General features: G+C 67.2%; 8 protein-coding genes. 1 reads left to right on the top strand and 7 read right to left on the bottom strand.

Going from position 1 to position 13,464, the window contains the following annotated elements:
- Nucleotides 1-86: 86 nt before the first annotated feature.
- The 6 genes from xylA to OXG83_03120 form a co-directional block, all read right to left on the bottom strand.
- The gene (gene xylA / locus OXG83_03095) at nucleotides 87-1,430 is read right to left on the bottom strand and encodes a xylose isomerase (protein ID MCY3964002.1); all 1,344 of its coding nucleotides are present in this window, start codon (nucleotides 1,428-1,430) and stop codon (nucleotides 87-89) included.
- Nucleotides 1,431-1,459: 29 nt separating this feature from the next.
- On the bottom strand, nucleotides 1,460-2,455 hold the full coding sequence (locus OXG83_03100) for a sugar phosphate isomerase/epimerase (protein ID MCY3964003.1): 996 nt from the start codon (nucleotides 2,453-2,455) through the stop codon (nucleotides 1,460-1,462).
- A 57-nt stretch (nucleotides 2,456-2,512) separates the two neighbouring features.
- Entirely contained in the window at nucleotides 2,513-3,670 is a 1,158-nt protein-coding gene (locus tag OXG83_03105) for a Gfo/Idh/MocA family oxidoreductase (protein ID MCY3964004.1), read from the bottom strand.
- 61 nt (nucleotides 3,671-3,731) lie between these two features.
- Nucleotides 3,732-5,174 carry a PQQ-binding-like beta-propeller repeat protein gene (locus tag OXG83_03110; GenBank protein MCY3964005.1) on the bottom strand — a complete coding sequence of 481 codons (1,443 nt, stop codon included), beginning with the start codon at nucleotides 5,172-5,174 and terminating at the stop codon, nucleotides 3,732-3,734.
- 66 nt (nucleotides 5,175-5,240) lie between these two features.
- Nucleotides 5,241-7,475 carry a PQQ-binding-like beta-propeller repeat protein gene (locus tag OXG83_03115; protein ID MCY3964006.1) on the bottom strand — a complete coding sequence of 745 codons (2,235 nt, stop codon included), beginning with the start codon at nucleotides 7,473-7,475 and terminating at the stop codon, nucleotides 5,241-5,243.
- A 63-nt stretch (nucleotides 7,476-7,538) separates the two neighbouring features.
- Nucleotides 7,539-8,480, bottom strand: a complete 942-nt coding sequence (locus tag OXG83_03120; GenBank protein ID MCY3964007.1) for an AraC family ligand binding domain-containing protein — start codon at nucleotides 8,478-8,480, stop codon at nucleotides 7,539-7,541.
- A 221-nt stretch (nucleotides 8,481-8,701) separates the two neighbouring features.
- Here OXG83_03120 and OXG83_03125 point away from each other — a divergent pair, with 221 nt between their 5' ends.
- Nucleotides 8,702-11,089: a sulfatase-like hydrolase/transferase gene (locus OXG83_03125; GenBank protein MCY3964008.1), complete on the top strand. Its 2,388-nt coding sequence runs from the start codon at nucleotides 8,702-8,704 to the stop codon at nucleotides 11,087-11,089.
- A 76-nt stretch (nucleotides 11,090-11,165) separates the two neighbouring features.
- Here OXG83_03125 and OXG83_03130 read toward each other — a convergent pair whose 3' ends face one another.
- Nucleotides 11,166-13,409, bottom strand: coding sequence for a DUF5916 domain-containing protein (locus OXG83_03130; protein MCY3964009.1), 2,244 nt, complete (start codon nucleotides 13,407-13,409; stop codon nucleotides 11,166-11,168).
- Between the last annotated feature and the right edge of the window lie 55 nt (nucleotides 13,410-13,464).

Below are 13,464 nucleotides of genomic sequence, written 5' to 3' on the forward strand. Positions count from 1 at the left end.
TCATCGGGCGCATGGATGGCGCCGCCGCTGGGGGACAGCCCCCTCCGCTCCCTCGTCAGGCGGGTGTGTCCGCATTCCCGCGGCCGTCACTCGATGCGCGTGCTGTACAGGTAGTCGTTCAGGATGCTCTCCAACTCCTCCTGGCGGCCGCTGATCCTGGGCGGTTCGCCGAGGCTGCCGGCCCAGTCCTCGAGTTCCTCGAGGGTGGTTTCGCCGGCCAGGAGCTTGCGGCCCATGCCGCGGCGGTAGCCGGCGTAGCGCTGCCGGATGCGCTTGCCGGCGAGGCCCAGGACGCCGTCCTTCCGGATGCGCTCGACGATCAGCAGGGCTTTCGCGAACACGTCCATCGACGCGATGTGGGCGTAGAACAGGTCGACCGTGTCGAAGGAGCCGCGCCGCACCTTGGCGTCGAAGTTCAGGCCGCCCCAGCGCAGGCCGCCCTGACCGCGGATGATGAGCAGGGCCAGGACGCACTCGCGGAGACTCATCGCGAAGTTGTCCGTGTCCCAGCCGACGCCCTCGAGGCCCCGGTTGATGTCGACGCTGCCGAGCATGCCGGCGGCGGCCGCGGTCGCGAGCTCGTGCTCGAAGGAGTGGGTGGCGAGCGTCGCGTGGTTCGCCTCGACGTTCAGCATGAAGTCATCCGTCAGGTCGAACTCGCGGAGGAAGTTCAGGCAGTGACCGCAGTCGAAGTCGTACTGGTGGACCGAAGGCTCCTTCGCCTTCGGTTCGAGGAAGAACTTGCCCTTGAATCCCTGCCGCCGGGCGTAGTCGACGGCGAGCCGGAGGAAGGCGGCCATCTGTTCCCGTTCACGGCCCATGTCCGTGTTGATCAGCGATGTGTAGCCTTCGCGGCCGCCCCAGAACACGTAGCCGGAGCCGCCGAGTTCGATCGTCGCGTCGATCGCCCGCCGGACCTGGGCCGCCGCGTGGGCGAAGACCCGGGGATCGGGGTTCGTCGCGGCGCCGTGGGTGTACCGCGGGTGGCCGAACAGGTTCGCCGTGCCCCAGAGCAGCTTGACGCCGGTTTCGCGCTGCCTGATCTTCGCCAGTTGGACGATCTCCCCCAGGTACTCGTTGCTCTGAGCGACGGAGTCGCCTTCGGGCGCGATGTCCCGGTCGTGGAAGCAGTAGTAGGGGACGCCGAGCTTGGTGAAGAACTCGAACGCGGCGTCGAGCGTTTGCCGCGCGACGTCCATGGGCGTCGCCGCGTCGTTCCACGGGCGGTCGTAGACGGGATCCGGGCCGAACGGGTCCTGGCCGCCCCCCTTGAAGGTGTGCCAGTAGGCGACCGCGAACTTGAGATGCCGCTCCATCGTGGACCGGCCGATCTTGCGCGTCCGGTCGTAGTACTTGAAGGCGAGCGGGTCGCGGCTGTCCGGTCCCTCGAAGGGGATGGGCTTGGCGACTTCGGGGAAGAAGGGGGTCATCGAACTGCTGGCGCCTCCCTGCGATGGCCTCAGTTGTCCTCGAAGGCGGCGTCGAACGCGATCTCCGAGGGCGCGAAGTCGAGCGCCTTGACGAACTCGGCGGCCTCGGCGGCGCCGTGCTCGCGGTCCATGCCGGAGTCCTCCCACTCGACCGACAGGGGACCCTGATAGCCGATGTCGTTCAGCGCGCGGATGATCTCCTCGAAGTCGACGGAGCCACGACCCGGCGAACGGAAGTCCCAGAAGCGGCGGTGGTCGCCGAAGTTCGTGTGGCCGCCGAAGACGCCGCACGGCTTTGACTGGTCGGACCACCAGGCGTCCTTGATGTGGACGTGGAAGATCCGGTCGCTGAAACGGCGGATGAAGTCGACGTAGTCGACGCCCTGGTAGCCTAGATGGCTCGGGTCGTAGTTGAAGCCGAACGCCGGATGGCCTCCCAGCGCCTCGATCGCGCGCTCGGCGCTTACCGTGTCGAAGGCGATCTCGGTCGGGTGGACCTCGAGGCCGAAGCGGACGCCGAGTTCCTGGTAGGCGTCGAGGATCGGCGTCCAGCGAGCTGCGAAGTCGGCGAATCCGTCGTCGATCATCGCCGGCGGCACCGGCGGGAAGGAGTAGAGCAGATGCCAGATCGAGCTGCCGGTGAAGCCGTTCACGACCGAGAGGCCCAGTGCCTTCGCGGCTTCGCCGGAGCGGATCATCTCGTCGGCGGCTCGCTTGCGGACGTCCTCCGGATTGCCGTCGCCCCAGACGTGGGGCGGCAGGATCGCCTCGTGGCGGGCGTCGATCCGGTCGCAGACGGCCTGGCCGACCAGGTGGTTGCTGATCGCGTGGAGCTCGAGATCGTTCGAGGCGAGCAACTCGCGTCGGGAGGAGGCGTAGGCTCGATCGCAGCGGTCGACCTCCACGTGGTCGCCCCAGCAGGCGAGCTCCACGCCGTCGTAGCCGAGGTCTCGGGCCAGGGGGCAGAGGTCGGCGACGGGCAGATCGGCCCACTGGCCGGTGAATAGCGTTACGGGTCGGGCCACGGTCTTTCTCCTTCGAGTTACTCGTTCCGCGAGGTTTGGGTCAGCGGCGTTTCCGGCTCAAGCCGGCATGCTGAGCCACTTCTGGTCGCTCTCGCTGCTTGCGACGACGGTCTCGATGAACTGCATACCGCGCAGGCCGTCGTTCACGGTGGGGAAGTCGAGCATCGTCGCGTCGGGCTCGACGCCGCGACGGCGGCAGTCCAGCGTCTGCGCGAAGTTCCGGTACAGGTTGGCGAAGGCTTCGAGGAAGCCTTCGGGGTGTCCGGCCGGTAGCCGCGTATGCGCCGCCGCGTCGTCGGAAAGCCCCTGGCTGGATGTGCGCAGGACCTCGCGCGGCCGGTCGAGCCACTTGAGGACCAGGGTGTTCGGCTCTTCCTGGTGCCACTCCAGGCCGCCTGACTCGCCGTAGACCCGGATCGCCAGGGCGTTTTCCTCGTCGATCGAGATCTGGGAAGCGTAGAGCACGCCGCGCGCTCCGTTGTCGAAGCGGAGCAGGACGTTGCCGTCGTCCTCGAGCGGTCGCCCTTCGACGAAGGTCGTCAGGTCGGCGCAGAGCGACTCGATCCGTAGCCCGGTGATCGCCTCGGCGAGGTTCTCGGCGTGGGTCCCGATGTCGCCGATGCAGCAGGAGATCCCCGCCCGTTCCGGGTCCGTCCGCCAGTCCGCCTGCTTCTGGCCCTCCGACTCGAGCCGGGTAGCGAGCCAGCCCTGCGGGTACTCGACGACGATCTTGCGGATCTTGCCGAGCTGGCCGCTGCGGACGCGGTGACGCGCCTCCTTGACCATCGGGTAGCCGGTGTAGTTGTGGGTCAGGCCGAAGACCAGGCCGGTCCGCTCGACGAGGTCCACCAGGGCCTCGGCCTCGGCCGCCGACTTCGTCATCGGCTTGTCGCTCATCACGTGGAAGCCGGCTTCGAGCGCGGCCCTGGCGACCGGGAAGTGCATGTGGTTGGGCGTGACGATGGAGACGAAGTCCATCCGCTCGGCCGGGTCGAGGGCTGCCTCGCCCGCCATCATCTCCTGGTACGTGCCGTAGCACCGTTCGGGCGGCAGGAACAGGTCAGCGCCGGAGGCCCGGGAGCGTTCGGGATTCGAGCTGAAGGCGCCGCAGACGAGTTCGATCAGGCCGTCGAGGCCGGCCGCCATCCGGTGAACGGCGCCGATGAAGGCGCCCTGGCCGCCGCCGACCATGCCCATGCGGATCTTCCGTTCCATCGCGCGCTCCCTCGTAGTGCGATCCGGGAGCGTACCGCAAAGGAATGAGCGTTTGGCGGCGTTACTCCGCTGACAACTGAGCCCCTTCTTCGATCGCGTAGAGCTCCGAGCGGGTCGCCACGTAGAGCACGCCGTCCTTGGCGAGCGGTGTCGTGTAGACCGCCCCCTCCATGAACACCTCGTTGATCAGGTTCTCTTCACGACCGGTCGCGAGGATCGCGACCTCGCCATCCTCGTCACCGATGTAGATCTTGCCGTCGACGACGAAGGTCGAACCCCAGATCGCGGCGTAGGTGTGGTGCATCCACTGGAGTTCGCCGGTTTCCTCGTCGAAGCAGTAGACGTGGCCCGAGAGATCGGCGATGTAGACCAGGCCGTCGTGGATGGCCGCGGTCGACATCGTGCGCTGGAAGTCCTCGCCGCCGACGTGCCAGATCTGGCCCGTCTCGGTGATGTCGCCGGTTCCGGAGGCGTCGATCTTGTAGAAGTGCCCGGGACCCTCGCCGTGCTCCGGATCCTGGCCGACGCCGATGTAGACCACGTCGTGGTGGAAGACCGGGGTGGAGATGATGTTGTTCCGGGTGCCCTTGCCGCCGAGTACCCACACCGAGTCCTTGGGGTTCGTGTCGAAGGTCCAGATGAGCTCACCTGTGTCCGGCGCGAAGGAGTAGACGACACCCTCGCCGCCCGGGATGACGATCTGCTCGCGGCCGCCGGCGACGCCGGCTGCAGGGTTGGACCAGGTCCCGTGGAGGATGCTCTCGCCCGGGTGGGCGCTCTCCCACACCAGTTCGCCGGTGTGCTTGTTGAGCGCCACGAAGCTCGGACCGAGCGGAGAGGGGATGTTGATGTGCCCCTCGTCGACGCCCTGGCCGGTGGTCGCGACGACGACGTCGCCGACGACCAGGGGCGACCCGGCGGCGAGATTGTGAGGGAAGACGTCGAGTTCGGCGATCGTGTCGTAGATCCAGAGGATGTCGGCGTCCATTTCGTGGCCGTACTGCTCGTCCTGCATCCCATCGTTGCCGTCCGCGAAGCCGTCGACGTCGACCGCCACGAATTCCCCCCGGTTGGACACGTAGTAGGCGACGCCGTCTTCGATGTAGGGGGTCGAGCAGATGCCCTGAAGCGGCCAGTCGTTGACCCGTCCGGCCGGCAGCTTGTCGTGCGTGGCCTGCCAGAGCAGTTCACCGTCGCTCTCGCGGAAGGCGATGAGAATCCCCTTGTCGCCGACGATGCCTGGACGGCGCTCGCCCTCGTTGTTCGTGCCGACGAAGACCTTGCCGTCGTAGATGATCGGCCCGGCGTAGGTTTGGGAGCCGAGCTTCTGCTTCCACTTGATGTTCTTGCCGGACAGGATGTCCCAGTCCGTCGGGACGCCGGTCTCGGTCGACACCATGTTGCGCGAAGGGGTGAGGCCGAACATGGCCGGCGGATCGTCCGCCAGCGCCGCAGCGGCTCCGGTCGAGATCAGGAACGCTGCTACAACGGTCCCCTTTTTCATGCTCTGCTCCTCGGGTTCAGTGGATTCGTCTTGCCCTCTCTGGCTGGCTCATCGGTTGCACTTCGCTCAGTTGCTGGTGATGCGAACGTTGTCGTAGGAAACCACGGACGGCGAGTAACCCAGGAGACCGGGCGAACCGTTCCGGATCGGGTGGGGATCCTCGGCCGTGATCGTCCACTCGGCCGGTTCCTCCTCGTCGCGCGGCCATACCTTGCCGCGGATCGCGGCGGTGTCGCCGGCTGCTTCCACCTGCAGCTTCATCGTGTACCAGCGGTCCATCTCGAACTCGAAGTCGGCCTTCTGCTCGACCCGTAGCTGGGCCGACCAGGAGCGGATCTGGAGGCGCTGGTGGATGCCCATCATGTCGAGGATGTAGCCGGAGTTGATCAGGCCCGAGTCGGAACGGCGCCGGCCCTTCTGCGAGTTGCGGACATCGGCCTGAATCGTGTAGTTCCCCAGGGAGGGCGGCCCGAGCAGGAGCGGCGAGCGCAGCAGGCCGCGCTCGGCGACGGGCTTGACCAGGATCGTCTCGCCGTCTTCCTCGGCGATGTCGTACCGGCCGCCGCCGATCCAGTACCCCTGCTTGCCGCCGGAGAAGTCCTCCGTCCAGGGCAGGGGCGGGAAGACGCGGATGCGCGCTTCTGCTTCGAGCCCGCCGCTGGTCGCGACCAGGGCGCCGGCCTGGAAGCCCGCGTCGTCGGCGAACCGAAGGGTGTTGCCCGCGACATCCGCCTCGATCCCCTTGAGCGACCAGTCGGCTTCTACCGCGCCCAGCGGCCGGCCGAGGGCGTCGAATGCCAACACCTCGAAGTCGTGGCTCTCGCCGGGGTTGGCCCTGACTTCGGCCGGCACCACGAGCAGTGTCGCCGGTGGTCCTTCAGCTTCTCCCTCGTCGCCTCGGCTCGGCAGTGGGGACGCAGTGACTTCGAACGGCGCGTCCCTGTCGCCCAGGCAGTAGACGCCTTCCTCGGTCGTGAAGTAGATGCGCCCGTAGGCGATGGCCGCCGAGCCGTACAGTTCCGCATACCGGCCGTCCGGCACCTTCAGTTGGTGCCGGGCGAGAATCTCGGCGCTCGTGTCTCCGGGCCGAATGATCGCGAAGTGGCCGTTCGTCTCGCCAGCGTAGATCTTGCCGTCGGCCCACACCGGCGATGCCTTGCCGACCGTGCCGATGCTGAGTTCCCAGAACACCTCGCCGGTTTCCGTGTCGACCGCGGCCAGATTGCCGGAGTTGTTCACCACATAGAGGCGGCCGTCGTGGATGGTCGGCGACGGGAACCCGGCCTTGTTCCGGTTCCAGCGCCACAGTTCGCCGGTGTTCGTGATGTCGCCGCTCAGCGTGCCGTCGATCGCGATCACGCGGCCGAGGGTGCCCTCGTCGATGTTCTCCTCGCTGTGGGAGATGAAGACCCTGCCCTGGTCGTCGACCACGGGCGAGGAGTTGATTCCCCGTTTCGAGAGGCTGAACCCCCAGACCTTCTTGCCGGTGCGGGCCTGCAGGGCGTAGATGTGCCCATCGGCGTTACCAGTGATCAGCAGACGCTGGTCGTTGATCACGGTCACGATCGGGATCGATTGCGTGTTCCGGTCGTAGATGGTGCCGCCCGGTGTCGACATCCACTGGACGTCGCCGGTTCGCTTGTCGAAGGCGTAGTAGCGATGCCGGGGGATGCCCTGGTTGCCCCAGCTTCCGTTGTTCATGTTGACGATGATCAGGTCCTCGTCGATCACGGGGGACGCGGTCCTGCCGCCGTAGCCTTCGAAGCGTCCGTGTTCTTCCTTCAGTGACCGGAACCAGACCACATTCCCGTCGCGGTCGTGGCAGATGAAGAGGCCGCTGACGAGCTGGGCGTAGGTGTAGCCGGTCTCGGGGTCGCCAGTGAGTGAGGCCCACCCGACCCGGTTCATCGCGACAGTGGTCAGGTAGAGGTTGTAGCGGTTCTCCCACAGCGGTTCGCCGGTGCCGGCGTCGAACGCGGCGATGACCGCCTGCTCGTGGATTCCGGTACCGGCGCGCCCGTTGACGAAGACGCGCCCTCCCATCACGACCGGCGTCGAGCGGGCGATGAAGTCCTGGCGCCAGATCAGGTTCTCGCCCTCCGGACTCCAGGTGTCGATCAGACCGGTCTGGGGCGAATAGCCGTTCTGGTAGGGGCCTCGCCAGGAGGTCCACTCTTCGGCGTGTAGCGAACCGGCCAGGAGCGCCAGGATCACCACGGCGCTGGCGAAGCGCCGCGCCTTCCTGTCGCCTGTCCCTTCGGGCACAGAGAATCGGGCCGCGGCCCTGTTCGGGTCGTTCATTCTGCAGAGTCTCCTTGCCGTCCGCAGTCCTGTCAGGTTCTCGCGGTTCGGCGGATGATGTCGCTACTCGGCTGCCTCAGCCTCCGCGGCTTCCTGGGCCATCTGCTCCTGCCAGTTGGCGGGATAGATCATCGCCATCAGTGTCGACTGTTCGGACTGATACTGCACCATCACACCCTTCGGCATCCAGATGGCGTCGCCGGGTCCGAGTTCGTGGGCGTCCTCGCCGGAGAGGATCGTCAGGCTTCCCTCGAGGACGTAGAGGTACTCGTCGAACATCATCGGGCGCTGTTCCTGGGTGTCGAAGTTGTCCAGGACCGTGACCGCGCAGTGCAGGATGTCGCTGACCGCGACGACGCCGGGCGCGCTGGCGGGACCGACATCGGACCCGGTGTAGATGCCCGGTCCGTACTCGACGATCTGACGGTCGGCGGCCGCGACGAAGACGACCGGATCCGGTTCGCCCTCCATCGACCAGTTCTCGTCCGCGGGCGCCCAGTCGAACGGGTAGACGGCGACGAGGTTCGGGGCCATCTCGCCAGCCTCGAGCCTCTTCGCCACGGTACCTTTGGGGATCCACAGACCGTCACCCGGACCGACCTCGAACACCTCGTCCTCCGTTTCGAGCGTCAGGACTCCGCCCTCGAGGCCGTAGATGTACTCGTCGTACGTGTAGACCCAGTCCTCGAGGAAGAAGTTCTCGTACTGCGCAATGACAGCAGTCATGGCCGTGGTTCCCGCCACCGTGCCGATCGCGTTGGGGTCTCCGACTTCCGTCGACACCATCAACGTCGGGTTGCCCGGAGTGAGTTCCTGGTACTCCCGGCTGTCGCCCCGGATGACGACGATCTCTCCGACCGGCGCCGGCACTTCCCGCACGGCGGGCGCCTCCTCCGGTGCTTCCGCCGCTTCCTCTTCGGCGGGAGCGCAGGCAAGGAAGCCGGCGCCGAGAGCGAGCGCGCAGAGCGCCACGATCGGGGTCGTCTTGAGAGAGTTACTGGTCATCGGGTTCTCCCTTCTGCGGAACCTCATCCCCCAACTAATTTAGGAATTTCTAAGAGGCCCCGGCGAACGTTCCGGAACCGGGTGGGAGCCTTCCTGTGTCTTGGGGGAGACGTGTCGATCGACCTTTTCTCGGTAACTCAGGAGGCTTCGTGCTGCCGTTAGGATGGCTTTTCATAGTACTGAGCGCCCTATCCGTGGTCAACAAGACACAGAAGCGAACCGTGTTCAGACGCAGGGGGTTGAGTGCCCTGGCCCTGGCGCTTCCGGTCGCTCTGTTCGCGGCCTGCCAGAGGGAAGCGGCCCCGGTTTCGGAGTCCACCGCAGCGTCGGCGCCCGCTGAATCGGCTGTGCGCCCTTCCGTTGCCGCGGCCTGGACCGAAGCGGTCAGCGATCTGTCCCCCGAGACGTGGAACGTCGTCCTGGTCACGATCGACACGCTGCGCGCCGACCGGTTGGGCTCCTACGGCTACGCGGAGATCGAGACGCCGCACCTGGACCGGCTCGCGAGTGAAGGCATCCTGTTCGAGAACGCGCTGACCACGGTTCCCTTCACCCTTCCCGCGCACACTTCGATCATGACCGGGGTCTACCCGCCGGTCCACGGTGTGCGCGAGAACGTCGGCTACGCGCTGGACGAGCGGCTGCCGACGCTGGCCGAGGATCTGTCGGCCGCCGGCAGGCGCACGGGAGGCTTCATCAGCGCCTTCGTTCTGGACGGGAGATGGGGGATCGACCGGGGCTTCGACCGCTACTACGACGAGTTCAAGGTCCAGGATACGGGCATGCTGAACATGGGATCCGTTCAGCGCGAGGGGACGGAGACGATCGGCCAGGCGGAGGCCTGGCTCGACGAGACGGCTGGCTCTCCCTTCTTCCTGTGGCTGCATCTGTTCGAGCCCCACGATCCGTACGAGGCGCCCGAGCCCTTCGCGTCGCGCTATCCGGAGCGGCCGTACGACGCGGAGGTCGCGTACACGGACAGCCTGGTCGGGCGAGTGCGCGAGATGCTGGAGGGAAGGGACCTGCTCGAGCGGACCCTGCTGGTCGTCACGGCCGACCACGGTGAAGGGCTCGGCGACCACGGCGAGTACTTCCACGGCTACTTCGTCTACGACAGCACCGCCCGGGTGCCCCTCATCGTCCGGCTGCCGGAGGCCCGTCTCGGAGGCCGCCGGGTGGATGCCGCGGTGAGCCACGTCGACCTCCGGCCCACGATTCTCGATGCGCTCGGTGTCGAGGCGCCCGCCGTCCCCTCGCACCAGGGCGGCCGCAGCCTGCTTCCTCTCCTGCTCGGGCTGGACGACGGTGCCCGCTCCGCCTACATCGAGTCGTACTACGCGCTCTATCACTACGACTGGGCGCCGCTACGCGCCATTCACACCGGCTCGCTCAAGTTCATCGATGCGCCGGAACCCGAGCTGTACTCCTTGGCCGACGATCCAGGTGAGACGGAGAACGTCGTGCGCGGCACGCGCGTGGAGGCACGCCAGCTTCGCGATCGTCTGCTCGGGATGATCCGCGGCTTCGAAGGGTCCGCGTCGGGCGAGAGCGCGCGGCCCGACCTGGACCAGGAGACGCTGGCGCAGCTCCAGGCGCTCGGCTATCTCGCCGGCAGCGGCAGCCGCGCCGAGGCGCCCGAGGACCTCTCCGGCCTGGCCGACCCGAAGGGCAAGATCGCGGTTCACCGGGCGATCATGCTCGCCCAGAGCGACATCGGAAAGGGCGAGACGGAGGCCGCCCGCGAGCGCCTCCTGGAGGCCATCGAGCTCGATCCCGGGGTAGTCGACGCCCAGCAGATGCTCGGCAACCTGCACCAGCGCGAAGGCGAGTACGAGGCGGCGATCGAGTACTTCCGGAATGCCCTGGCCCGCAACCCGGACCATCAGGCGTCGCTCATGGGCCTGGCCGATTCCTACCTCTGGCTCGACCGGCCGGAGGACGCCCTGGTCGGCTTCGAGCGGCTCCGGGGGTTGGCCCCGCACGACAGCAAGGCGGCGATCGCTTCCACCGACATCCTGGTCGATCTTGGCCGTCAGGCCGAAGCGCTGGAAGTTGCCGAGTCGGCGGCCCGCTACGAGCACGCCCCGGCGCTGGTCCACAACCAGCACGGCGAGTTGCTCGCGCTCGCCGGGCGGGTCGGCGAGGCGGAGAGGGCCTTCGAGCGGGCCATCCAGGCGAACGATCGCCCGGTGCAGCCGCACTTCAACCTGGCAGTGCTCTACGAGGAGCGCGGCGAGACGGCGAGGGCGATCGAGCGCTACAAGGAGGCGCTGGCCCGGATGCCGTGGCACTACAGGACGCTGTTCAACCTCGGCCGGCTGCTGGGCCGGGAGGGCGACGTGGTGGAGCAGGAGGAGCTGTGGCTGGCCTCGGTGAACGCGAATCCGGAGTTCATCGAGGGGCACTACCTGCTGGCGAAGCTGCTAATGGACCAGGGCGGCGATCTGCAGCGGGCGGAGGAACTCGTGCGGGCGGGTCTCGAGCAGGACGAAACGCACCAGGCGGGTGCTCTCGGCTACTTCGTGCTGGCCGACATACTCAGTCGCCTCGGCCGGACGGCGGAGGCGATGGAGGCGGTGCGGTCGGGCCGGGAGATCCAGGCTCGCTAGCGCGCCAGAAGGTCCGGAAGCCGGCGCTGCGCGCCGGATGCCGGCCGGAAGGCCGGCGCACCCAGTTTGTGGCGCGCTAGCGTTGGAAGAGATAGGTCGCCTTGAGGATGAGCTGCCGGCCCTCCGTGCGTCGCTCCCTCAGCGATGGCGCCGTCCAGTTCTCGTTGTAGACGAGGAAGATGTCGGCCCCGGGTCGGTAGATCCAGTGAAAGCGGATGTTGACGCCGAGGTCCTCGGCGGCGTCGTTGTACTGGGCGATCATGTTCAGACGCAGGTTGGGCGTGAACGACAGGTCGAGGCCCGGGCTCCACAGGTTGATCTCGAAGGCGCCCTGCGGCAGCTCGACGTTGTGGTGAGACCAGGTGGTGGAGGCGCGAACGAGGCGTGACAGGCGAAGACTGAGCTGCTGTCGCACGGAAACCCAGTCGCCCTGGTAGAACTCGCCCCAGAAGTTGAAACTCCGCAGGGACACGGATCGCGACGCGTCGGTGAGCAGCAGCAGCTCCCAGCCGTCGAACTCGAACATGCCCGACGGGATGACCACGCCGGGGAAGATCTCGAACGGCGCGAACAGTCGCTCCTTCGTCCGGACCGCGCCCAACTCAAGAAAGTCGTTCGTCTTGAAGACCATGCCGATGGGGTAGAAGACGGTCTCCTCACTCTCCAGGCGTCCGTCGCTCGAGCGCTCGAAACGGCGGTGCGTGCCTTCCGCGTACCAGGAGCGGATGCCGGCCCGTTCGATCCGGGGCTGCCAGATGAAGCGGGGGTTGAAGAGGCGGAAGTTCTCGCGCAGCAGGAACCCCACGCCCGGATCGAAGTTCTGCTGCGACTCGATGAAGTCCAGCGAGGTCGTCAGGGTGGAACCCTGGTAGCCGACGCCTGCGCCGAAGGAAGCATCGTCGCCGTCGACTCCCGGCCGCTCGCTGCGACTCCAGTAGCCGTTGAGCTGGAGGAGTTGGGTCGGCTTGAGCTCCAGGTCGAAGCCGTAGAGGTTCTGCGCTCCCGCGGCGGCGGGATCGCGCTGGGTGAAGATCGCGCCGACGCTGGAGCGCTGGCCGATGTTGCGCTTAACCCGCGCCACGGAGAAGGCGGTCTGCGGCACGCTCCGGCTCCCGACGTCGGCCTCTCCCGTGCCGACCCCGAGGACGCCGAAGTTCCATTCCCCGAGCCGTCCGGTCAGACGAGCCCCCAGATCCATCGGCACCGTCTCGCCGCCGTCGAGCCCGATGCGGCGGGAGAAGAAGGCCTTCATCAGGGCGGGCATCCACGGCACTCTCTGGGGAGGGCCGAACTCGAAGATGCCGGCGTTCTCCAGGAAGAAGTCCCGCTTCTCGGGAAAGAAGAGCGAGAAGCGCGTCAGGTTCACCTGCAGATCGTCGACCTCGACCTCGGCGAAGTCCGTGTTGTAGGTCAGATCGAGCGCCACGGACTTGCTCACTCCCCACTTGATGTCGAGTCCGCCGTCGAGGTCGGTCCCCGAGGTGCGGACCGGCGGCTCTTTGGAAGCGGAACCGATCAGGTAGGGCTTGACGTCGAGACTGCGCGAGCGCCGGAGCCCCGCGAGGCCGGTCAGGCTGCCGGCCAGGGAAACGCGATAGGCCGCGTAGTGGGATACGCCGGACGTGGTGATTGGCAGCGTGGAACGGGGCAGATACGCCCAGTTCACTTCTTCGCTCTTGCGGCGGATGAGCCGCTGCACGTGCAGCCCCCAGCGGTCGAGCGCCGGATCGAAGCGCAGGGTTGCGAAGGGAATCGCGATCTCCGCCGTCCAGCCGTCCGTCGTTCGCCGCGCCCTGACGGTCCACACACCGTCCCACTCCACATTCACGTCGCGCCCCTCGTCGGTGATCAGCGCATCGTGCCGGGCGCCGTTGGGGTTCGTGGCGAAGGCGAAGGCGTTCCGGCCGTCGAGAAACGTGTCGAAGACGAGAACGAAGGAGTCGTCGGAGGCGAGTTCCGCGTCGCGCTCCATCTCCTTGGCGATGATCCTCTCCGGCTCCCGGTCGAAGGCGCGCAGCGCCACGTAGAGCGTCGACTGGGTGTAGGCGATGGAGAACTCGGTCCGCTCCGAGGCCGGCGCTCCCTCGCGGGGTTCGCGCTGGCGGAAGCCGTTGCCGACCTCGGCCTGCCGCCAGGCCGGATCGTCGAGCAGGCCGTCCAAGACGATCGGCTCGTCGATGGCGAGCGCCGCGATCGAGGGACGCTCGCTGAGATCGGCGTCGACCTGACCGGCCGCCGGCGCGCAGACCGTCAGCGCGACGACGACAGGAGCCAGCGCCGGCCTGACGCGGGAACGGGCCGGGAGACGGGCCGAAAGCAATGGAGAACTCGAGGAACGCGGGAGAGTCAGGTCAGAGCCGAGACTATTCGAGCCA

This window comes from Acidobacteriota bacterium (assembly GCA_026707545.1).
Lineage (GTDB): Bacteria > Acidobacteriota > Thermoanaerobaculia > Multivoradales > Multivoraceae > Multivorans.